A 19,589-nucleotide genomic window follows, 5' to 3' on the forward strand; every position below is an offset into this window, starting at 1 on the left:
TTAATCCTCGATGCGCTCATGGGCGTCGGCCTCGCCGCGCTTCCAATAGCCGGCGGCCTTGATGGAGGCCTTGGGATGGCCGCGCTCGGCGATACGTGCCTTGAGTGCGCGGGCGACGGTCGATTCGGCGGCGATGAAGACGAAGCCGTCGCCCGTCGGCAGCGCCTGCGAGTCGAGCAGCCTAAGCAGCGTCGCCGCGTCGTCGCCACCATCGACATCGCGTTCCGCCCAGAGGCCGGTCCAGAGGGCGCTGGTCGCAAAGGCCTGACGTTCCGCCCGGCTCCCGATGGCAACCGCCGTGAGAACCGGGACACCGGCGCGCAGGCCTTCGACCCAGCGGCCGATGGCTGGCAATGCGGTTTCGTCGCCGATCAGCCAGTACCAATCAAAGTCATCTGGCACGACCGCCGAGCCGCGCGGGCCGCCGATCTCGAGCGTCGCGCCCGGCTCCGCGATGGCTGCCCAACTCGTCGCCGGTCCCGCCTCGTGCAGCGCAAAGTCGATGACGATCGTTCCGGCCGCGACGTTGAAGGCGCGCGGCGTGAAATCGCGCATCGCCGTGCCGCCCGCTGTGTCGGCGAAGAACAGCTTGATGTGATCGTCGGCGCCGAGGCTCGCGAAGCCTTCCATATCTCCGGCAAGATGGACGCGCTTCATGCGCGGCGTCAGCATCTTTGTCGCGGTGACAGTCAGCGCGCGGCGCCGGGTCTCGTGCCGCACGCGACGGATCGTATGCGGCAGAACAGTCTCTTCAGGGCGGGCAGTCGTTTCAGTCATTCCATCATCCGTGTCTTACGATATGTCGTAAGATACATATGACATTGACTGGCTGCAATCCCGTCCGTTTCATGGGCCCGCGTATCAACGTGCCGCGATCGAAGCCTCCGCGTCGCCTGCCGGGCGCGGCACATGGCCGTGCACATGCAGCGGCACCTGATGCTCATGCACATATTTCCCGCCGGCGAGCCATGATGCGGCGGCAGCCAGGAGATTGAGGATCATCGAAAATGAGAAGGCGAACACCAGTCCGTGCATGAAGGGGCCGGCCAGGAGATGCGGGAAGAAGGTCTTTCCAGTGATCTCGGCGGCGTTGGGCAGGCTCGCCAGCATGCCCGGCGGCAGCAACTCGCCCATCGGGTTATAGCCGAGGAAGGCCGCGAAGAGGCTCGCCACCGCCGGCGCCGAAGCGACGTGATGCGCAACCGCCTCCGGGACGTTCTGTGCGATCAGTGCCGCCTCCATCGAGGCGGGAAGCTGCTCGGTCAGCCCGACGATCATCAGGCTGAAGAAGATGCCGATCGAAAGGACCTGCCCGGCATTGAGCGTCGTCGCACGCATGCCCGCTGCCTGGCCGCGTTCGGCGGGCGGCACGGAGTTCATGATCGCCGTCGAATTGGGCGCGACGAAGAGACCCGAGCCGAGGCCGTTCAGGAACAGGAGGAAGGCGAAGACCGGATAGTTGAAGTCCGGCGGGAGTTCCATCAAGGCGGCAAAGCTTGCCGCGCCAATCAGCATGCCGCCGACTGCGAAGGGCCGGGCGCCGTGATGATCGGAGAGCCAGCCCGAGACCGGCGTCGCCACGAGGAATCCGAGGGTCAGAGGCAGCATGAAGATGCCAGCCCAGAGCGGTGTCTCCTCGAAGGAATAGCCATGCAGCGGCAGCCAGATGCCTTGCAGCCAGATGATCAGCATGAATTGCAGGCCGCCGCGGCCGACGGCGGCGAAGAGGCTGGCGAGATTGCCGGCCGTGAAGGGGCGGATGCGGAACAGCGCCAGATCGAACATCGGGAAGGCGGTTCGGCTCTCGATGACGAGGAAGGCGACGATCAGTGCGAGGCCGACGCCGATCAGCGTCATGACCTCCGGACTGGTCCAGGCCATGGCGTGGCTGCCATAGGGCTGAATGCCCTCGGTGATGCCGATCAGGATCAGGATGAGGCCGATGCCGAAGGTGAAATTGCCGGCCCAGTCGATAGGACGATGGCGCGGGGCGGCACGATCCTTGAGTTTCCAGTAGGCCCAGGCCGTTCCGACGACACCGAAGGGGACGTTGATCCAGAAGACGAGCCGCCAGTCGATATCGGCGAGCAGGCCGCCGATCAGCAGACCGATGAATGAGCCGCCGATCGCCGCAATGGTGTTGATGCCGAGCGCGAGGCCGCGCTGCTCGGTCGGGAAGGCATCCGTGAGGATGGCGGTCGAATTGGCCATCAGCATGGCGCCGCCGATGCCCTGCAGGATGCGCACGGTGATCAGATACCATGCGGCGAAGCTGCCATTGTCCGGCATCAGGCTGAGCGCGATCGCTGCGATCGTGAAGATCAGGAAGCCGAGATTGTAGATCCGCGCGCGGCCGAGGCTGTCGCCGAGGCGGCCGAAGGTGACGACCAGCACCGACGTCGCCACCATGTAGCCCATGATCGACCAGAGCAGGATGTTGACGTTGCCAGGCTCCAGCGGCTTCAGCCCGATACCGCGGAAGATCGCCGGCAGGCTGATCAGGAGGATCGAGCCGTTGATCGACGCGGCGAGCATGCCGAGCGTCGTGTTGCTGAGCGCGACCCACTTGTAGTGCGGGTCGCGCGCTGCTGCTTGCGGGCTGGAATTTGTGGTGGCCATGGCGCTGATCCTGCCGGAGCGCAGGCCGCGCCGGGGTGGGGGCGGGCCGCGCGTCCGGAATTTGATATGTAACGCTTATCATAAGTAAAGCGTTGCATCAGGATATAGCCGGGCTAAGCAGCCTGGCAAGCGCGACAAAGCGCGCCGGACGACCGCGCTTCGGCCGCCGGCGCCGGGTGAGGCTCAGGCCCCGATCACCGCCTCGAAGCCCTCGAAGACGGGGTGGCCGAGGAACATCGGCTTGCGGTCGCCGGCGCCCTGATGCGCCTTGCGGAACTGCTCCGATTTCGTCCAAGCGACGAAGTGGTCGCGCGTCTGCCAGATCGTGTGCGAGGCGTAGAGCGTGTGGTCGTCGCCCTCGGGGCCCTTCAGGAGGTGGAAGTCGACAAAGCCTTCGAGTTCATCGAGATGACGGTCGCGATTGCGCCAGACCTCCTCGAATGCGGCCTCGGAGCCCTTGCTGACCTTGAAGCGGTTCATGGCGATGAACATGGACGGTGACCTTCTTTTGCGTGCCGTTCGGGTACGTGGGCGTGATGCGCCGGGATTTGGGAAAAGATGAGGAGGGAGGCTCCGGGGAGCACTCCCTCCTCGCGCCGGGCGGCGTCACCACACCGCCGACCGGCGTTCTCGTGCGGGAAGGATCAGAACTGGTAGGTGAGGTTCACCTGGTAGTTCCGGCCCGGCTCGGAATAGAAATCGAGATTGCTGCTCGACGCCGTGACCGAGGTCGGGATGTCGAGATTGTTGAAGTAGGTCTCGTCGAAGAGATTGAAGACGCCGGCCTGGATGCGCACGCCCGGCAGCTTTGCCGGCTGCCACCACGCGGTCCAGTCGACGACGGCATAGGCCGGGGCCTGGAAGGAGGCCGAGGTCTGGGCGTTGTCGACGGCGGCGGTGACCAGCAGGTCGGTGCCCCACTCGACGTCGGCATAGCCGATACCGATGACGCCCTTCAGCGGCGGAACCGAGTCGAGATAGGTGTTGTCGTCGAGATTCTGGCCGACCATCCAGGCAAGCGAGCCCGACAGCTTCCAGTTCGGCGCGAACTTCCAGGCGCCGCGGGCCTCGATGCCGTAGATGTTGACGCTGTTGATGTTCACATATTCGCTGACGCCGAAGGGATATTCGGAGAGGTCGTAGCCGCGCTCCGCGGCTTCAGCCTTTGTGAGCTGCTGGCTGTCGATGAAGTTCTTGTAGAAGTTCGTGAAGGCCGAGATGCCGCCGCCGAGATGGTCGTCACCGAACTTGGTGCCGATCTCGTAGCCGGAGCCGGACTGGGCCTCGAGGTCCGGATTGCCGATCGAGAGATAGGCGCCCGGCCCGCCATAGGTGAGGTAGAGCTGGCCGGGCGTCGGCGCGGTATAGGCCTGCGCCCACTGCGCATAGAAGGACAGCTTGTCGGTCGCCTTCCAGGTGCCGAGCAGGCTCGGCGAGAACTTGGAGCCCGACGAGGTCTCCGGCAGGCCAATATAGGCCTCGTTGCCATTGCCATAGCCGGCCGTGGCCTGCGGCACCTGCTGGTACCAGTCGAAGCGCATTCCCGGCGTCAGGAAGAGGTTGTTGCCGAGCGCGATTTCGTCGCGGCCATAGATACCGAAGCTGGCGCCCTGAGCGTCAGGCATGTCGGCCTGGTTGGTGTGCAGCATCGAGCAGGGCGAGGTGGTGGCGTTCGGTGGGCAATTGTCCTTGCCGGCCGAATACTGGCTGGTGTCGGTCATGTAGAATTCGCCGCCCCAGGTGAAGCGGTTCTCGAAGCCACCGAGCGTCAGCGCCTTCTCGGCGAAGCCGTTGAGGCCGTATTCCTGCACCTGGTTGCTGTTCTGGCGCTGGTAGGGGCCGATGACGCTGGTCGAGCGATAGGCGTCGGTCGTGTTGTCGAGCTCGACATTCTGCCAGTAGAGGATCACCTGCGCCTTGTCGGCAAAGCCGCCGGGCTCGGGCGCCAGATAGTCATAAGTCAGCGAGAAGCGCTGGCGACGGGCTTCCTCTCCGGCCGTGTTGTTGCCCGGGCGATAATTGCCGGTCAGCGACTGGCTCGACATCATGTCGGTGGTGGAGTTCGCATGGAACATCTCACCCGTCAGCGTGAAGGTGTGACCGCCATCGACCCGCTGCGTCAGCTTGCCGAGCAGGCTGTACTGGTCGAAGTCCTCGGGATTGGCCTCGGTGCGCGTCGTGCCGTAGCCGCCGACATCGCCCATCGTCTCGGTCTCGTGGCCGGTCGTGTAGGAGCCTTGCACCAGCATGGAGGTGTCGCCGAAGCGGGCGGCGACGGCATCGCTGGTGGTGAAGGAGTTGTTGGCGCTGGAATAGAGGTTCTTCGTGATGAAGCCCCAGTTGCGGCCCTCGCGAATGACGTCGTCGGCTGAAAGCGTCGTCAGTGCGACGAGGCCGCCCATGGCGCCCGAACCGCCGATGCTCGAATCCGCGCCGCGCACGATGTCGATCGCGCTGAGCGCGTTGAAATCAAAGGTCGAGAGGCCACCGGTCACGCCGCGGGCATCGCCCGATCCAAGCCAGGGCAGGCGGATGCCGTCGATGGTGGTCAGGACGTTGTTCTCGTCAAGGCCGCGCACATTGATCGAATTGTTGTCTGTCGAGAATCCGACGCCCGGCTCCGCGCGCTGACCGAAGGCCTGCCACGAATCGATCATCCGGTTGGTGAGTTCCTGCTGCGTCGTCGTGGTGACGAGGGCCGTTCCGGCCTTGGCGGTGACGGCCGGCGACTGGTCGCCCGTCGTCGTGCCGGTGCCAGAGCCGCCTTGGACAACCACCGCGTCGAGCTGCACCGCGCCATCCTCGGTAGCTTGCTGAGCCTTGGCCTGCTGGGCCATGGCGCCGCCGGATGTCATGGCCAGGCAGGCGAGGAAGGTCGAACCGGCCAGTAGCCGGACGTTCAGTCGCGCGATGCTCATCAGAGCCCCCAATACGGAAGACGGGAAGCGCCTGGCTGGCTGTCGCGGTCGCGGCTCGGGGCTGCGGACGAACTGGCGGGCTCGGCATGACCGCCCGCCGCGCAGAAGCGGCAGACGGCGGATTCGAAATTTGATCGTTGCGATCCATAGAAAAGGTGATTATGGCAGTCAAGTAATTAGTTGCGAATGGTTCGCAAGTTTAGAAGTCCTCAAGACTGCCGCCTGGCGCGGCCGACCCGGTGGAGTAACCGATGCAGGAGCAGAGCGGAGCAAACGGCGAGGCGGAGGCGGCCCGGCCGCAACCGCGGATCGTTTCCAGCGAGAGCCTCCTGCAGGGGGCCCGCGAGCTAATTATCCGCCATGGCAGCGAAGACTACCGGCTGCGGCTGACCCGGGTCGGCAAGCTCATCCTCAACAAGTGACCGTCAACGCGTGACCGGAGGCTCCTGATGCGCGCCCTGTCCCCTTTGCCCTTTTCCTTCATCCCGCATGCGCCGGGCCGCCATGTCCGCCTCGCCATCGGCTTCGCGGCGGCGCTCGTGATTACCGTCTTCGCGATCCAGCAATCCATCGCGGCTCCCCGTTCGGTGACCGATGCGCGCGGGCGCACGGTCGAGATCGCCAGCGCGGACCGCATCGTCTCGATCGGCGGCGCCGTGACCGAAATCCTCTATGCGCTTGGCGCCGGCGACCGCGTCATCGCCCGCGACCAGACCAGCCTCTATCCCCCCGAGGCGCTGGAAAAGCCGGATGTCGGCTATATGCGGGCGCTCTCGGCCGAGAGCGTGCTGTCGGTGAAGCCGGATCTGATCCTCGCCGTCGAGGGTTCCGGACCGAAGGAGGCGCTCGACCTGCTGCTCGCAGCGTCCGTGCCGATCGTGATTCTGCCCGAGCCCTACAGTGCCAAGGGCATCGCCGAGAAGATCACGATGATTGCCGACGTGATCGGCGAGCCTGAGAAGGGCAAAGTTCTTGCCGACGGTGTCGAGGCGCGCGCCGATGCGCTGGCCGCCGCCATCGCCAGCATTCCCGAGGACAAGCGCCGTCGCGCCATCTTCCTGATGAGCAGCGCGGGCGATCGCCTGATGGCAGCCGGCCACCATACCGCCGCCGATGCGATGCTCACGGCCGCTGGCGCGGTCAATCCGTTCGGCTCGGTCGAGGGCTACAAGCCGGCCTCGGCCGAGGCGATGGTCGCCGCGCAGCCGGCGAGCATTGTGATGATGAAGCGTCCCGGTTCCCCCGACCCCGACCCGGCGACGATCTTCGCGCTGCCGTCTCTCTCGGCGACGCCGGCCGCCGCCGACAAGTCGCTGATCGTCATGGACGGCCTCTATCTGCTCGGCTTCGGCCCGCGCATGCCGGATGCCGCGCGCGATCTCGCCGCCGCCTTCTATCCGCAGCTGGCGCTTCCGGCGGGGAATTGATGACGGCCATGTCCGCCCCCGCCGTGCCCGCGGGCGATCGTCGCGGCCGCGCGCAACTCGCGATCATGCTGCTCGGTCTGCTCCTGGCGGCGGTAATGGCTGCCGCGCTCGCGATCGGGCCGTTCGGCCTGCCCGTCGGGCGGGCTCTGGCGATTCTCGGCGACTGGATCGCCGGCAGGCCGGCTGCGGACGTGACCGAGCGGATCGTGCTGATCGATATCCGCCTGCCGCGCATGCTGCTCGGCGGCCTCGTCGGCGCAGCGCTCGCCATCGCCGGAGCCATGCTGCAGGGGCTGTTTCGCAATCCGCTCGCCGATCCGGGTCTGGTCGGCGTTTCCTCGGGTGCCGCGCTGGGCGCTGTCCTTGTCATCGTCACCGGCGGCGCGCTGCTCGGCCCGCTGGCGGCGTCAGTCTCGATCGGCGCGCTGCCGGTCGCGGCCTTTCTCGGCGGTTTTGCCACGACGCTGGTCCTCTACGCGATTGCGACGCGGCGCGGGCGAACCTCGGTGGCCACGATGCTGCTCGCCGGCATTGCGCTCGGCGCCTTCGCCGGCGCTGTGACCTCTTTCCTCGTCTATCGCGCCAATGACGCGCAATTGCGCGAGCTGACCTTCTGGACCATGGGCAGCCTCGCCGGCTCCACCTGGCTGAAGCTTGCCATCGCTGCTCCGCCGATCCTCGGCGTGCTGGCGCTGACGCCGTTTATCGCCCGCGGCCTCGACGCGCTGGTGCTCGGCGAATCGGAGGCTCGACATCTCGGCATCGATGTCGAGCGGCTGAAATCGGTCATTGTCTTCGCCGTCGCGGTGGTGGTCGGCGTTTCCGTCGCGTTCACCGGCGTCATCGGCTTTGTCGGCATCGTCGTGCCGCATCTGCTGCGCCTCGCCATCGGCCCCGAGCATCGCACGTTGCTGCCGGCTTCGGCGCTGCTCGGCGCGGGCCTCCTGATCGGCGCCGATATCGTCTGCCGCATGGTGGTCGCTCCGGCCGAACTGCCGATCGGCATCGTGACGGCAATCATCGGCGCGCCGTTCTTCGTCTCGATCCTGCTGCGCCGCCGCGGCATCGTCGACTTGTGAGGTCCGCATGATCGCCGCTGAAGACCTCGTGATCCGCGCCGGCCACAAGCGGCTGGTCGATGGCATCAGCCTCACCATCCCGCCGGGTCTTGTCACCGCCATCATCGGTCCGAACGGAGCCGGCAAGTCGACGCTGCTGAAGGCGCTCACCGGCGAGATCAAGCCGGCCTCGGGGCGAGTGACGATCGACGGCACGGATCTGCGGCGTTTGCCGCTCGGCCAGCTCGCTGCGCGCCGCGCCGTGTTGCCGCAGGCCTCCTCGCTCGCCTTTCCCTTCACCGTGCACGAGGTCGTCCGGCTTGGCGCCTTCGATCGGCGCGGTGCCGGCGCGATCAATGCCCGCGTCGTCGCGGCGCTAGCCCGCGTCGATCTCGACGGTTTCGGCGGGCGCCTCTACCAGGAACTCTCAGGCGGCGAGCAGCAACGGGTGCATCTTGCGCGCGTGCTCTGCCAGTTGCCGGACCCACGACCCGATGGAAGGTCGGCTTTCTTGTTCCTCGACGAGCCCACGGCCAGCCTCGATCTTCGCCACCAACTCATGACGCTGTCCGCTGCGCGCGATTTTGCCAGCGGCGGCGGCGGGGTCGTCGCGGTGCTGCACGACATGAATCTCGCGGCCCTGCATGCCGACCGGATCGTCGTCGTCCATCGCGGCCAAATCGCTGCCGAAGGCACGCCGGCGGACGTCCTGACCGACGCGCTGCTCGCCGAGGTGTTCGGCGTCACGCTGCCCGTCGGCAAGACGGCGGCAGGCGTGCCCTTCATACTGCCGCAGGCCGCGACGGCCGCCTGAGAGGACACCGCGGGGTGGCCTCCGCCAGTCGTCGCCGCTAGATTGCGGCCCTTCGACGGCACGAGCGGACGGATGGAATGGCTGCGAAACGGATTCTCATCGTCGATGTCGGCACCTCCTCGGTCAAGGCGGTCCTGTTCGACGGCAGCGGCCACGCGTTGCGCGCCGCCGATCGTCCCGTGGTCACGGATGCGCCGGAACCTGGCTTTGCCGAGCAGGCAACAGGCGACTGGTGGCAGGCGACGATCGAGGCGGTGACAGAGCTTGCCATCGACCATCCCGTCGATGCCATCACCCTGTCCGGTTCGATGCAGAACATCGTCCTGCTTGGCCGGGACGGCCTGTCGCTTCGCCCGGCGATTCTCTACAGCGATGCCCGTGTCGACGCATCGCGTGTCGAGGCCGTCGGGGCAGATCTGCCGGCCGATTTCGAGGCGCGCATCGGCAATAAGGTCGATCCGGCGCTCTGCCTCTACCGGCTCGATTGGCTGCATGAGCACGAGCCCGACGTCATGGCGGCGGCGTCGCGGATTCTCTTCGGCGCCAAGGACTCGGTCATCCACTCAATGACCGGCCGCGCCGTCGTTGATCCTTCCACAGCCTCGACCACTGGGCTCATGAACCTCGCTGCGCGCAACTGGGACGCCGCAATTCTTGCGTCCATCGGCCTGTCGCCGGCCTTGCTGCCCGATATCCTCGACGCCGACGCGCTGGCCGGACCCCTGCTGCCCGAGGCCGCTGCTTCGCTTGGCCTCGTGGCCGGCATTCCGGTGCATGTCGGCGCTGGCGACGGCGGGGCCACCGCCTGGGGCACAGCGAGCGAGGTGCATGACCGACCGCATGCCTATCTGGGCACCACCGGCTGGATCGCTGCCGCCATGCCGCTCGAGACCGCGGCACCGCCGCGGGCCTCCTACACGCTGGCCGCGCCGGTCGGCAGCGATGTGGTGGTCATCTCGCCCTTCCTCGCTGCGGGCCTTGCGCTCGATTGGTTCGCCCATATCGCCGGCCGCACCGTGCCGGAACTCTATGCCGCCGCCGGGACACATGATGCCGAGCCACCTTCGGCGCTGTTTCTGCCCTTTCTGATCGGCGAGCGCGCGCCGTTCGCCGACCGCGCGGTGCGTGGCGCCTTTCTGGGCCTCGGCAGCGCCCAGCACACCGAGGCGCTCGCCTATGCGGTGCTCGAGGGCCTCGCCTTCGCGATCCGCGACAATCTCGACGCGCTGCCCGTTCGCCCGCGCGCCATCGTGCTGGCTGGCGGCGTAGCCGGCGCCGGCGTTGTCGCGCAACTCGTCGCCGATGTGACGGGCGCGGTCGTCGAGGTGCCGCCCGAAAGCCGTCTCGTCACCGCCTATGGCGCCTACCGGATGCTGGCCCCCGTCATCGGCGCGACCTCGGCACCAGAAGCCGGCAGCCGGATCGTCCCGCCACGCGCGGACCGCGCCGCGCGCGCAGAGCGGCGCTTCACGGCCTATCGCCGCGCCACCGAGGCTGCGCGGGCACTCGCCACCGATCTCTGAGCGAGCCTGAGCGCCGCGCTTGCGCTCGCGACCGCCAAGGCGATAACAATCGATCGCCAGTTCACGGGGAATAACAAGAAATCATGCGCGCTTCGCTCTATGCCCTCGCTTTCGCCGGCCTTGTCGCCACGGCTTCCGCCGCAAGCGCCGTCGATATCGCCGTCCTCACGCCCTATCAGAGCTCGGTTGCCACCAACCAGATGATCAAGGTGTTCGAGGACAAGGCAAGGGCTGCAGGCTGGAACGCCACCGTCGTCGACACGCGCGGCGACATGGGTCAGCTCGCGAGCCGCATCGAGGATGTTACTGCGGCCAAGGTCGGTGCGATCGTCCTCGTCAGCGTCGATCCGAAGCAGATCCAGGATCAAGTGAGCGCCGCTGCGGCCGCCGGCATCCCCGTCGTCACCATCGATGGCGCGACGGCGCCCGGCGTGGCGTTGAACGTGACATCGGACAATTTCGAGCTCGGCACCAAGCTGTCGGACTTCCTGTTCGACAAGCTTGGCCACAAGGGCAACATCGTCAAATTCTACTATTCGGCGCATCCGGGTGTGCACCAGCGCGAGCTGGCGCTCGACGCAGCTCTTAAGAAGAATCCCGATATCAAGGTCATCGCCGAGCACTACATGGTCGTGCCCGGGCCGATCGACGACGCGCGCAAGACGACCGAGGACCTGCTGAAGAGCCAGGGCGACCAGATCGACGCGGTCTGGGCCGCATGGGACGAACCGGCGATCGGCGCTGAGCTTGCGATCGAGGCCGACAAGCCCGACTCGAAGATCATCATCGCCGGTATCGACGGCAATCCGCAGGCGGTCGAGCTGATCAAGTCCTGCAGCCACATCAAGGGCACTGTCAGCCAGGATTTCGATGCCATGGCGGGTCTTGCCGCCGACGGCCTCACCAAGATCCTCGCGGGACAGAAGCCCGAAAAGGCCGAACTCTACGCGCCCGCCAAGCTGATCACGCCCGAGACGCTCGGCGTCACCTGCCCGTGACAGGCGGCTCCGAAGGGCACCAGCCCTTCCTGGTACTAGACGGCATCACCCGACATTTCGGGGCGACGCGCGCACTCGACGGCGCCGACTTCGGGGTCGCGCCGGGCGAGGTGCATGCGCTGGTCGGAGAGAACGGGGCCGGCAAATCGACCCTGATCAAGCTCCTGTCCGGGCTTTACCAACCCGGCGCCGGTCGGATTCTGATCGACGGTGAGCCGGCTGTGATCTCGGGCCCGCCGGCGGCGGAGGCGCTCGGCTTCCGCTTCATTCATCAGGAGCTGAACCTCGTTCCGCATTTCGATGCCGTCGGCAATGCCTGGATCGGTCGCCGCCACCCGCGGCGGGGGCCGTTCCTCGACCGCCCCGCGATGCGCGCGCATGTCGCGGCTGTTGCGGCCCGTATTGCGCCGGACCTGCCGCTCGACCGTCCGGCCGTGCGCTTGACGCCGGGTCAGCGCCAGATGGCCGAGATCGTGCGTGCGCTGATGACCGAGGCCCGCCTCGTCGTCATGGACGAACCGACGTCTAGCCTCAGCGAGACCGAGGCCGAACGGCTGCATACGGTCGTCCGTCAGCTCGCCGCCTCCGGCACGGCGGTGCTGTTCATCTCCCACCGCCTCGACGAGGTGATGGCGCTCGCCGACGGCTACACGGTGCTGCGCGGTGGCCGCACGGTCGGCGCCGGCCGCATCCGCGAGATCGACCGCGCCGGGCTCGTGCGCCTGATGTCAGGCGGGTCGGCATCGACCGGGTCTGCAGCGAAAACAGACCGTCCGTTGTCCGCTGGAGCCACGGTGCTTGCCGCCGATATCGCCTTCGGACCCGCTGGCGCCCGTGCGCGGCTCGATATCGCCGCCGGGGAGATCGTCGGTCTCTACGGCCTTGTCGGCGCAGGGCGCTCGGCGCTGCTGAAGGCGCTCTGGGGCGCCGTTCCGGCTCATGGGATCATGCGCCTCGCCGGCCGTCCGCTGGCGGGAGGCCCGGCCGGCCGCATCGCTGAGGGCGTCATCTATGTGCCCGAGGATCGCCGCCGCGAGGGTTTCGCCGGGGCGCTCTCGATCGCCGATAATCTCGCGCTCGCGCATCTTTCCGATTTTCGTCGCGCCCCGCGCCTGCCGATGCCGGCTCGTCGCAAGATCGACGCCTTCGCCCGCCAAGTCGGCGCGCGGCTCCGCCTCGTCGCGGCCAGTCTCGACCGATCGCCGCTGACCCTTTCGGGCGGCAACCAGCAGAAGCTGCTTTTCGGCCGCTGGCTTGGCCGCCCGGTTCGCCTCGCACTGATCGATGAACCGACGCGCGGCGTCGATGTCGGCGCCAAGGCCGAGATTCACGACGAGATCCGCCGCCTTGCCGATGCAGGTGCCGGCGTGATCGCGGCAACCAGCGACATCGAGGAGCTGATGGCGCTGTCCGATCGTGTTCTGGTCATGAATGGCGGGTGCATCGTCGCCGATCTTGCCGGCGCCCTGCTGACGCGGGACGCGGTCGTTGCCGCCGCCTTCGGTCACGCGTCCGCCGATCTTTCTCAACCGCAGAACCAGGCCGCCGCAGTCGCATGACCCTTCTTCGCCGCTACGGCACGCTTCTCGCGCTGGCCTTGATCATCGCCGTCTTCGCGGTGGCATCACCCGGCGCGTTTGGCAGCATGGCCAATCTCGTCAACATCACGCAGCAGATGTCGCTGCTCGCCATCGTCGCGATCGGGGCAACGCTGGTGATGGTGGTCGGCGAGTTCGATCTCTCGGTCTCGGCGGTCGTTTCCTTTGCCGGCATCGCCGCCGTCTCGCTGTTCGGCGCCGGCTTCAGTATCGCCTCGGTGTTCGCGCTTGTGTTGGTGACCGCGCTGGCGATGGGGACGGTTTCGGGGCTCCTCGTCGCACGTTTTGCCGTGCCGAGCTTCATCGCGACGCTCGCCTTCGGCACGATCATCGGCGGGCTTACTTTCTGGATCTCGGACGGCGCCACGCTCTTCTCCGGCATTCCGCCGGCCTTCCGTGACTTGGGCCGCGGCGCGCTTTTCGGCCTGCCGGTGCCGACTTTGTGGCTGATCGGCACAGCGGCGATCGTCTGGCTGCTGCTCGACGCCACCGAATTCGGCCGTCGGCTCTATGCGATTGGCGGCAATCGCGAGGCGGCACGGCTGGTCGGCCTTCCCGTCCGGCGTGACATGGTCATCGCCTTCGCGCTGTCGGCGGGTCTTGCGGCGCTTGCCGGCCTGTTGCTCGCCGCGCGGCTCGGCAGCGCCCACCCGACCGGTGGCGGCGGCTATCTGCTTTCCGCCTATGCCGCCGTCTTCCTCGGCATGACGGCCTTTCGCGAAGGCGAGCCGAGCGTGCCGGGCACCCTGGTCGGAGCTGCCATCATCGCGGTCGTCTCGAACGGCCTCACCATTCTCGGCGTGCCGAGCTTCCTGCAGGATCTGATGACGGGCGCGATCATCCTCGCTGCCGTGCTGGTGCGCCAGTTCGGCCGCGCGGGCGATTGACAGTTGCTAAGCCTGCCATAGCTTTAGCTGCAGCGGCTTCCCTCTGGCCGCGATCCCATCACGAAAGATTCAAGCGATGCCGCAGCAGATCGAGATCGAAACGGCCGATGGCGCGTGCCCGGCCGGCCTTCATGTGCCTGCAATACCGTCGGCGAAAGGCGTCATTCTCTATATGGACGCCTTCGGTCCAAGGCCCGCGCTCTCCGGCATGGCAGACCGGCTGGCCGATGCTGGCTACACTGTGCTCGTCCCCGACCTCTTCTATCGCTTCGGTGCCTATGGTCCCTTCGCGACCGATGCCTTCGGCAACGAGACGTCGCGACAGCAATTGATGACGATGATCCGCGGCACCACTCAGGCGATGACCGAATCCGATAGCGGCGCCTATATCGAAGCGCTGACCGAGGCCGGCGTGACCGGCCCGATTGCGACCCTCGGCTATTGCATGGGCGGTAGCCGGGCGCTGGTGGCCGCGGCGGCCTATCCGGAGCGCGTGGCGGCCGCGCTGTCCTTCCATGGCGGCAATCTCGCCAGCGATGCTGATGATTCGCCGCATCGGCGCGCCGGCACGATTCGCGGCCGCGTCTATGTCGGCTCGGCAGGGGTCGACAACAGCTTCCCGCCTGAACAGTCTGCCCGGCTCGCCGAGGCGCTGCGTAGCGCCGGGATCGACCACATGATCGAAAACTATGTCGGCATGAGTCATGGCTGGGCCGTCCCCGACCACAGCGTCTATGACGTGGCGGGCGCCGAGCGGCACTGGAAGCGTCTGCTGACCGTCCTTGAGGAGGCGCTGGTCTAGCCAGCCGGCTTCGCGCGCAGCCCCGGCTTCCCGGCCGGCATCGCGGCAAGCGCGGCGCCGGCGACCACGAGCAGCGTGGCAATGGCGAGCCGCCAGCTCGGCTCGGCCGCGCCAGCAGCGACGAGCAGGATCATCGAGAGCGGCGGCGTCGCATAGGAGAGCGCGCCGAGCACGGCGATATCGCCCTTCTTCGTCGCATGATCCCAGGCGGCGAAGGCCGCGCCGACGGGGCCGACGCCGAGGACCAGCAGCGCGAGCGCCGTGCTGCTGTCCGGCATCAAGAAACGTTCGCCGATGGCGAAATGCCCGATCGCGCCGAGCACGGCAACGGCCGCGCAGACCCCGATCATCGGCTCGCTTCCCGTGGCGCCGATCCGGTTGTTGAGCACCGAATAGAGGCCCCAGACCAGGGCGCAGGCGAGGGCGCAGGCATAGCCGACGAGCGCATCGCCGCCGAGCGCGATGCCGCCGAAGCCGACGAGCAGCACCGTTGCGCCAAAACCGATGACGCCCCCGACAAGCTGTGGCCAACCGAGGCGGCTTTCACCGCCGGGCAGCACACCCGCGAGGATGACGATCATCAACGGCCAGAGATAATTGATGATCGTGACCGGTCCGACCGGCGCGAGGCGGAACGAGATGAAGTAAAGCGCGTGGTAGACGAAAATGCCGCCGATCGCGAGCATCCACGCGCGCGCCGGCCACTGGCGAAACGCGCGCGCGATGCCGCCGAGGCCCTGTCGCGGCAGGAAGCAGAGGAACAGCGTCACCGCGCCGATAGCAAATGTGATGGCGAGCGCCTCGAAGGTCGGGATGGCCCGCGACAGGCTGGTCACAAGCGCAAGGCAGGACCAGAGCAGGATGGCCAGCGCTCCGGTCGCCGTCGCCATGCGGCGCGCCTTGTCCATGTCGATCAGGCCTTCAGTGTGCCGGCGAGCGCATCGATCTCGCTGAAATCCCTGGCGACGGGGTGGCCGTGACCCTCGGGCAGCACGGCCTCGCCACGATCGAGCGCGATCGTCATCATCCCCGCCTCGCGGGCGGCGTCGAGTTCGGCCGTGTTGTCGGAGAGAAACAGGATGCGGAAGGGCGGCAAATCAGCGACTTCGGCAATGGCAGCGTAGGAGGCATGATCGGTCTTGGCGCCGACCAGCGTGTCGAAGAAGCCGGAGAAGAGAATGGTGAGGTCGCCGAATTCCGTATGGCCGAAGATCAGCTTTTGCGCCAGCACGGAGCCGGAGGAATAGACATAGAGCGACAGTCCCTCATTGCGCCAACGCGCGAGAAATTCGGCCGCGTCGGGATAAAGATCGCCCTTGAGGGTTCCCGAACGGTATCCGTCTTCCCAGATGAGACCCTGCAGCGTCTTGAGCGGTGTCGCTTTTCGGTCGGCATCGATCCAGCTTTGCAGAAGTGCCACCGTCTCGTCCTGTGACAGGTCCGCCCGGCCGGCCAGCACCCGCGCCTCCGTCAGCGCCGCCTTGACCGTCGGATCGTCGGCATGCTCGGCGACATATCCGGCAAGGCGCTGCCGCGCATAGGGGAAGAGCACGTCCTTGACGAAGGATATGGACGAGGTCGTGCCTTCGATATCGGTGAGAACAGCGCGGATCGGATGGTTCGTCATCTCGTCTTCGTCTCCAAGCGGCGCCTCGGCCGATCCCGCTGGTACCGGCTCCGATCGGGGTTGAAGAGCCGAGGCTTCGCCTCTACTCGATTACGTCTGCGGGGTCATCCCCCTTTTCCGCCGGCCGCGCCGGCATGTCTGGAGTGTTCGTGATGAAAGTTGACGGCGTCGCTTATCGTTCGATCTGGCGTGACGGCAATGAGTCCGCTGTGACGGTGGTCGACCAGACGCTGCTGCCGCATCGCTTCGAAACGCTCCGGATCGAAACCGTCACGGAGGCCATCGATGCGATCAAGCGGATGGTGGTGCGCGGCGCACCGCTGATCGGCGTCACCGGCGCTTACGGCTATGCGATGGCGCTCGCCGCCGACGCGTCCGACTCCAATGTCGCCGGTGCCTATGACGCGCTCTATGCGGCGCGGCCGACGGCGGTCAATCTACGCTGGGCGCTCGACATCGTTCGCGCAGCCGTTGCCGGCCTCCCGGAAGCGGAGCGCGCCGTCGTGGCCTTTGCCACCGCCGATCGCCTGCATGCCGAAGACATTCGCACCAATGGCACGATGGCGGCCAACGGCGCGGCGCTCATCCGCGAGATCTGGGAGGCCAAGGGCCGCTCCGGACCGGTCAACATCCTCACCCACTGCAATACCGGATGGATCGCCTGCGTCGACTGGGGCACGGCGCTCGGCGTCGTCTACAGCGCGCATGACGCCGGCATTCCGGTGCATGTCTTCGTCGACGAAACCCGGCCGCGCAACCAGGGCGCCAGCCTCACCACATGGGAACTCGGTTCGCATGGCGTGCCGCATACGCTGATCGCCGACAATGCCGGCGGCCACCTGATGCAGCACGGCGCGGTCGACATCTGCCTCGTCGGCGCTGACCGCGTCACCGCCTCGGGCGATGCCTGCAACAAGATCGGCACTTATCTCAAGGCGTTGGCCGCGCATGACAACCATGTGCCGTTTTATGTCGTAATGCCCGGCTCGACCATCGATTGGCGTGTCGACGACGGCGTCAAGGAAATCGAAATCGAGGAGCGCGCGAGCGACGAGGTCACGCATATCTCGGGCATCTCCGGTGATGGCACGATCGTGAAGGTGCGCCTCGCGCCGAAAGGCACCAAGGCGGCGAACCCTGCCTTCGACGTCACGCCGGCACGGCTCCTGACCGGTCTCGTCACCGAGCGCGGCGTCGCAAAGGCGAGCCGAGAAGGCTTGCTCGGGCTTTATCCCGAGCGCGCCAGCTGATCAGGCTCGTTGTTGCGCGCCGGAGCCAGGGCACGCCGGTATGTCGTCACGTCGGAACCAGGTACGCCGGCCGGCTCGCGTCGTGAGAGCGAAGACGATGAGCGCCGCCACTTCGAACAGAGCGGCGACCCAGCCGATTGCCGTCACCGAGGCGAGGTCTATGGCGGCGGCGCCGGCTGTCGCCCCGGCCGCGGTGCCGAGATAGATTGCCGACGAGTTCAGTGACAGCGAGACAGCGGCGAGCGGCGGATCGACGGCAACGAGGCGCACCTGCTGCACCGCAGGCAGCGCCCAGGCGAACAAGCCCCAGATGCCGAGCGCAACTACGACGACGACGAGCCCCGCGCGATCGGGAGCAAAGGTTGCGGCGAGCGAGATTGCGACGAAGTCGACGGCGAGTGTCACAAGGATCGTCGTGATGAAGCGGCGCTGGTTCCAGCGGTCGGCCGCATAGCCGCCGAAGAAGTTGCCGGCAGCGCTGCCGATGCCGACGACGAACAATGCAAAGGCGATCATGCTGGGCGAGACGTTGAACACATCCTTGAGCAGCGCGCCGGCATAGGTACTGACCGTGAAGGCGCCGGCAATCGCGAGCACGGTCAGCCCGAGGATCGAGAGCACCTCCGGACGACGCGCCACCGCGAGCCGGGTGCCGAGCGAGGCCGCCGGCGGTGCCGCGACCTGCGGCAACTGCGACACGATGCCGATGAGGGCAAGGACAGCGAGCCCGGCGACGCCGATAAACGTCGCCCGCCAGCCGAGATGCTCGGCGAGAATGGTTCCCGCGGGGACGCCGACGACGACCGCGATCGTCATGCCGCTATAGATGATCGCAATGGCGCGGCCCCGCTTCTCCGGCGCGGCGATCATCGCCGCGGTGCCCGTTGCAGCCGGCGTGAAGGCGGCTGCCGAGAGGGCGAGCAAAGCGCGCGAGCCCATCAGCCACCAGTAACCGGGCGCTATCGCGGCGACGAGGTTGGCGAGCGCGAAGGCGGCTATGGATGCGGCCAGCAGTGGCTTTCGAGGCAGGCTCGCCGTGGCCACAGCGGTGAGCGGTGCCGAGATCGCGTAGACGAGGGCGAAGCAGGTCACGAGATGGCCGGCCATCGCCACAGAAACCTGCAGATCGGATGCCATGGCCGGCAGGATTCCTGCGATCATGAAGCCTTCGGTGCCGATGGCGAATGTACCGAAGGACAGCCAGATGAGAGAACGGAGCATGCGATCGTTCCATAAGTTCAATAACTATTGAACAATAGATATCCGTCTCCTGTCCGTCAATCAGTTCAAGGATTGTTGAACTCTTCGCGTCCGATGCCTATGATTCCGGAATGGCCAAGGAGCTTTTTCACCCCGACATCGACCAGATCGATCTGTCTGCCGTTCTCGATGCGCTGAGTGACCCGACGCGACGCGAGATCGTCGCCTATCTCTCGGAGGTCGGCGAAGACAGCTGCGGCTCGATGAGCCCGTTCTCGTCCAAGACAAACCTCACTTATCACCTGGCGCGCCTCCGCGAGTCCGGCGTGACGCGCACGCGAATCGAGGGTCCGCGGCGATTGATCTCTGTGCGGGCGGCCGATATCGAGCAGCGCTTTCCCGGCCTGCTGCCCTCTATCTTGACGGCAGTCAGGGCGGCCGATCCGGGCTGACCAGTAGTCGTCTTTACTCGCCGAGCGGCGGCCTGATGTCCTGAGGCTTTGTCCGCGTTGCGCCTTGGCGCGCCGTGCCGTTCGAGACGCAGTAGCAACGCGTCCCGGAGCGCTGCAGACGGCCGAGCGGGCAGGTTCCAGCTGCAAGCTGGCACTGGTTCGCATTGAGCGAGGGCATCACCGAAGGCGGTACGCTTTTGATGATCTTAGGCGGATCGAGGCCGATCGAGGGCTGCTTGAACAGCTCGCCCGCTGAGGCGGCCGGGGCAAGAGCGAGAAGCGCCAATCCGAGGGCGAACCCGTGGCCGAACCGGCCTGTTCTGCGATCTGACGCCATTCCCGCTTCTCCGCCGGCAAACTGCTTCGCATTCCCGCTGCGCCGGATCGCGGCTTGGAAAGCCGCCGCCGCACGGGCT

At 66.8% G+C, this 19,589-nt stretch carries 19 protein-coding genes; 11 read left to right on the forward strand and 8 right to left on the reverse strand.

The window, feature by feature from the left end:
• From BUB39_RS12320 to BUB39_RS12335, 4 genes are all read right to left on the reverse strand, one after another.
• Entirely contained in the window at positions 1-777 is a 777-nt protein-coding gene (locus BUB39_RS12320) for a siderophore-interacting protein (protein ID WP_175561843.1), read from the reverse strand.
• An 84-nt stretch (positions 778-861) separates the two neighbouring features.
• On the reverse strand, positions 862-2,619 hold the full coding sequence (locus BUB39_RS12325; RefSeq protein WP_073053589.1) for an MFS transporter: 1,758 nt from the start codon (positions 2,617-2,619) through the stop codon (positions 862-864).
• A gap of 183 nt (positions 2,620-2,802) precedes the next feature.
• Positions 2,803-3,111: a heme-degrading protein HmuQ gene (hmuQ, locus tag BUB39_RS12330; RefSeq protein WP_073053591.1), complete on the reverse strand. Its 309-nt coding sequence runs from the start codon at positions 3,109-3,111 to the stop codon at positions 2,803-2,805.
• Between the two features lie 152 nt (positions 3,112-3,263).
• The gene (locus BUB39_RS12335; protein ID WP_084527290.1) at positions 3,264-5,537 is read right to left on the reverse strand and encodes a TonB-dependent hemoglobin/transferrin/lactoferrin family receptor; all 2,274 of its coding nucleotides are present in this window, start codon (positions 5,535-5,537) and stop codon (positions 3,264-3,266) included.
• 251 nt (positions 5,538-5,788) lie between these two features.
• Here BUB39_RS12335 and hemP point away from each other — a divergent pair, with 251 nt between their 5' ends.
• The 9 genes from hemP to BUB39_RS12380 all read left to right on the forward strand — a co-directional run bounded on the left by hemP (position 5,789) and on the right by BUB39_RS12380 (position 14,644).
• Positions 5,789-5,959: a hemin uptake protein HemP gene (gene hemP, locus BUB39_RS12340; RefSeq protein ID WP_073053594.1), complete on the forward strand. Its 171-nt coding sequence runs from the start codon at positions 5,789-5,791 to the stop codon at positions 5,957-5,959.
• Positions 5,960-5,986: 27 nt separating this feature from the next.
• On the forward strand, positions 5,987-6,964 hold the full coding sequence (locus BUB39_RS12345; protein WP_084527292.1) for a heme/hemin ABC transporter substrate-binding protein: 978 nt from the start codon (positions 5,987-5,989) through the stop codon (positions 6,962-6,964).
• An 8-nt stretch (positions 6,965-6,972) separates the two neighbouring features.
• Positions 6,973-8,043 (forward strand): FecCD family ABC transporter permease, encoded by a 1,071-nt coding sequence (locus BUB39_RS12350; protein ID WP_244540232.1) that lies wholly within the window; start codon positions 6,973-6,975, stop codon positions 8,041-8,043.
• Between the two features lie 7 nt (positions 8,044-8,050).
• Positions 8,051-8,836: a heme ABC transporter ATP-binding protein gene (locus tag BUB39_RS12355; RefSeq protein ID WP_073053598.1), complete on the forward strand. Its 786-nt coding sequence runs from the start codon at positions 8,051-8,053 to the stop codon at positions 8,834-8,836.
• 77 nt (positions 8,837-8,913) lie between these two features.
• A complete protein-coding gene (locus tag BUB39_RS12360) occupies positions 8,914-10,359 on the forward strand; it encodes an FGGY family carbohydrate kinase (RefSeq protein WP_073053600.1) in 1,446 nt (481 codons plus the stop codon).
• Positions 10,360-10,442: 83 nt separating this feature from the next.
• Positions 10,443-11,357: a sugar ABC transporter substrate-binding protein gene (locus BUB39_RS12365; protein WP_073053603.1), complete on the forward strand. Its 915-nt coding sequence runs from the start codon at positions 10,443-10,445 to the stop codon at positions 11,355-11,357.
• Positions 11,354-12,916, forward strand: a complete 1,563-nt coding sequence (locus BUB39_RS12370) for a sugar ABC transporter ATP-binding protein (RefSeq protein ID WP_073053606.1) — start codon at positions 11,354-11,356, stop codon at positions 12,914-12,916. The genes BUB39_RS12365 and BUB39_RS12370 overlap by 4 nt, the downstream gene beginning before the upstream one ends.
• Positions 12,913-13,842 carry an ABC transporter permease gene (locus BUB39_RS12375; RefSeq protein ID WP_073053608.1) on the forward strand — a complete coding sequence of 310 codons (930 nt, stop codon included), beginning with the start codon at positions 12,913-12,915 and terminating at the stop codon, positions 13,840-13,842. The genes BUB39_RS12370 and BUB39_RS12375 overlap by 4 nt, the downstream gene beginning before the upstream one ends.
• A 76-nt stretch (positions 13,843-13,918) precedes the next feature.
• Complete coding sequence (locus BUB39_RS12380; RefSeq protein ID WP_073053610.1) at positions 13,919-14,644, forward strand: dienelactone hydrolase family protein; 726 nt, start codon at positions 13,919-13,921, stop codon at positions 14,642-14,644.
• Here BUB39_RS12380 and BUB39_RS12385 read toward each other — a convergent pair.
• Entirely contained in the window at positions 14,641-15,552 is a 912-nt protein-coding gene (locus BUB39_RS12385) for a DMT family transporter (RefSeq protein WP_073053612.1), read from the reverse strand. The two genes, BUB39_RS12380 and BUB39_RS12385, sit on opposite strands and share 4 nt — an antisense overlap.
• Positions 15,553-15,557: 5 nt before the next feature.
• Positions 15,558-16,271, reverse strand: a complete 714-nt coding sequence (gene mtnC / locus BUB39_RS12390) for an acireductone synthase (protein WP_073053614.1) — start codon at positions 16,269-16,271, stop codon at positions 15,558-15,560.
• Positions 16,272-16,423: 152 nt separating this feature from the next.
• On the opposite strand from mtnC, the gene mtnA reads away from it, so the two are divergent.
• Positions 16,424-17,521 carry an S-methyl-5-thioribose-1-phosphate isomerase gene (mtnA, locus tag BUB39_RS12395; protein WP_073053616.1) on the forward strand — a complete coding sequence of 366 codons (1,098 nt, stop codon included), beginning with the start codon at positions 16,424-16,426 and terminating at the stop codon, positions 17,519-17,521.
• On the opposite strand, the gene BUB39_RS12400 is transcribed toward mtnA, so the two are convergent.
• Complete coding sequence (locus BUB39_RS12400; protein ID WP_073053618.1) at positions 17,522-18,742, reverse strand: MFS transporter; 1,221 nt, start codon at positions 18,740-18,742, stop codon at positions 17,522-17,524.
• Positions 18,743-18,852: 110 nt separating this feature from the next.
• Between BUB39_RS12400 and BUB39_RS12405 the strand changes: the two genes are divergently transcribed.
• Positions 18,853-19,173, forward strand: a complete 321-nt coding sequence (locus BUB39_RS12405; protein WP_073053620.1) for an ArsR/SmtB family transcription factor — start codon at positions 18,853-18,855, stop codon at positions 19,171-19,173.
• 13 nt (positions 19,174-19,186) lie between these two features.
• Here the strand turns inward: BUB39_RS12405 and BUB39_RS12410 are convergent, their stop codons facing one another.
• Positions 19,187-19,510 (reverse strand): hypothetical protein, encoded by a 324-nt coding sequence (locus BUB39_RS12410; protein WP_073053622.1) that lies wholly within the window; start codon positions 19,508-19,510, stop codon positions 19,187-19,189.
• Positions 19,511-19,589: the final 79 nt, after the last annotated feature.

This window comes from Kaistia soli DSM 19436, assembly GCF_900129325.1.
Lineage (GTDB): Bacteria > Pseudomonadota > Alphaproteobacteria > Rhizobiales > Kaistiaceae > Kaistia > Kaistia soli.

Coding starts and splice junctions, on each gene's coding strand:
- BUB39_RS12320 (WP_175561843.1), bottom strand. CDS start 777: ATGACTGAAACGACTGCCCGCCCTGAAGAGACTGTTCTGCCGCATACG.
- BUB39_RS12325 (WP_073053589.1), bottom strand. CDS start 2,619: ATGGCCACCACAAATTCCAGCCCGCAAGCAGCAGCGCGCGACCCGCAC.
- hmuQ (WP_073053591.1), bottom strand. CDS start 3,111: ATGTTCATCGCCATGAACCGCTTCAAGGTCAGCAAGGGCTCCGAGGCC.
- BUB39_RS12335 (WP_084527290.1), bottom strand. CDS start 5,537: ATGAGCATCGCGCGACTGAACGTCCGGCTACTGGCCGGTTCGACCTTC.
- hemP (WP_073053594.1), top strand. CDS start 5,789: ATGCAGGAGCAGAGCGGAGCAAACGGCGAGGCGGAGGCGGCCCGGCCG.
- BUB39_RS12345 (WP_084527292.1), top strand. CDS start 5,987: ATGCGCGCCCTGTCCCCTTTGCCCTTTTCCTTCATCCCGCATGCGCCG.
- BUB39_RS12350 (WP_244540232.1), top strand. CDS start 6,973: ATGTCCGCCCCCGCCGTGCCCGCGGGCGATCGTCGCGGCCGCGCGCAA.
- BUB39_RS12355 (WP_073053598.1), top strand. CDS start 8,051: ATGATCGCCGCTGAAGACCTCGTGATCCGCGCCGGCCACAAGCGGCTG.
- BUB39_RS12360 (WP_073053600.1), top strand. CDS start 8,914: ATGGCTGCGAAACGGATTCTCATCGTCGATGTCGGCACCTCCTCGGTC.
- BUB39_RS12365 (WP_073053603.1), top strand. CDS start 10,443: ATGCGCGCTTCGCTCTATGCCCTCGCTTTCGCCGGCCTTGTCGCCACG.
- BUB39_RS12375 (WP_073053608.1), top strand. CDS start 12,913: ATGACCCTTCTTCGCCGCTACGGCACGCTTCTCGCGCTGGCCTTGATC.
- BUB39_RS12380 (WP_073053610.1), top strand. CDS start 13,919: ATGCCGCAGCAGATCGAGATCGAAACGGCCGATGGCGCGTGCCCGGCC.
- BUB39_RS12385 (WP_073053612.1), bottom strand. CDS start 15,552: ATGGACAAGGCGCGCCGCATGGCGACGGCGACCGGAGCGCTGGCCATC.
- mtnC (WP_073053614.1), bottom strand. CDS start 16,271: ATGACGAACCATCCGATCCGCGCTGTTCTCACCGATATCGAAGGCACG.
- mtnA (WP_073053616.1), top strand. CDS start 16,424: ATGAAAGTTGACGGCGTCGCTTATCGTTCGATCTGGCGTGACGGCAAT.
- BUB39_RS12400 (WP_073053618.1), bottom strand. CDS start 18,742: ATGCTCCGTTCTCTCATCTGGCTGTCCTTCGGTACATTCGCCATCGGC.
- BUB39_RS12405 (WP_073053620.1), top strand. CDS start 18,853: ATGGCCAAGGAGCTTTTTCACCCCGACATCGACCAGATCGATCTGTCT.
- BUB39_RS12410 (WP_073053622.1), bottom strand. CDS start 19,510: ATGGCGTCAGATCGCAGAACAGGCCGGTTCGGCCACGGGTTCGCCCTC.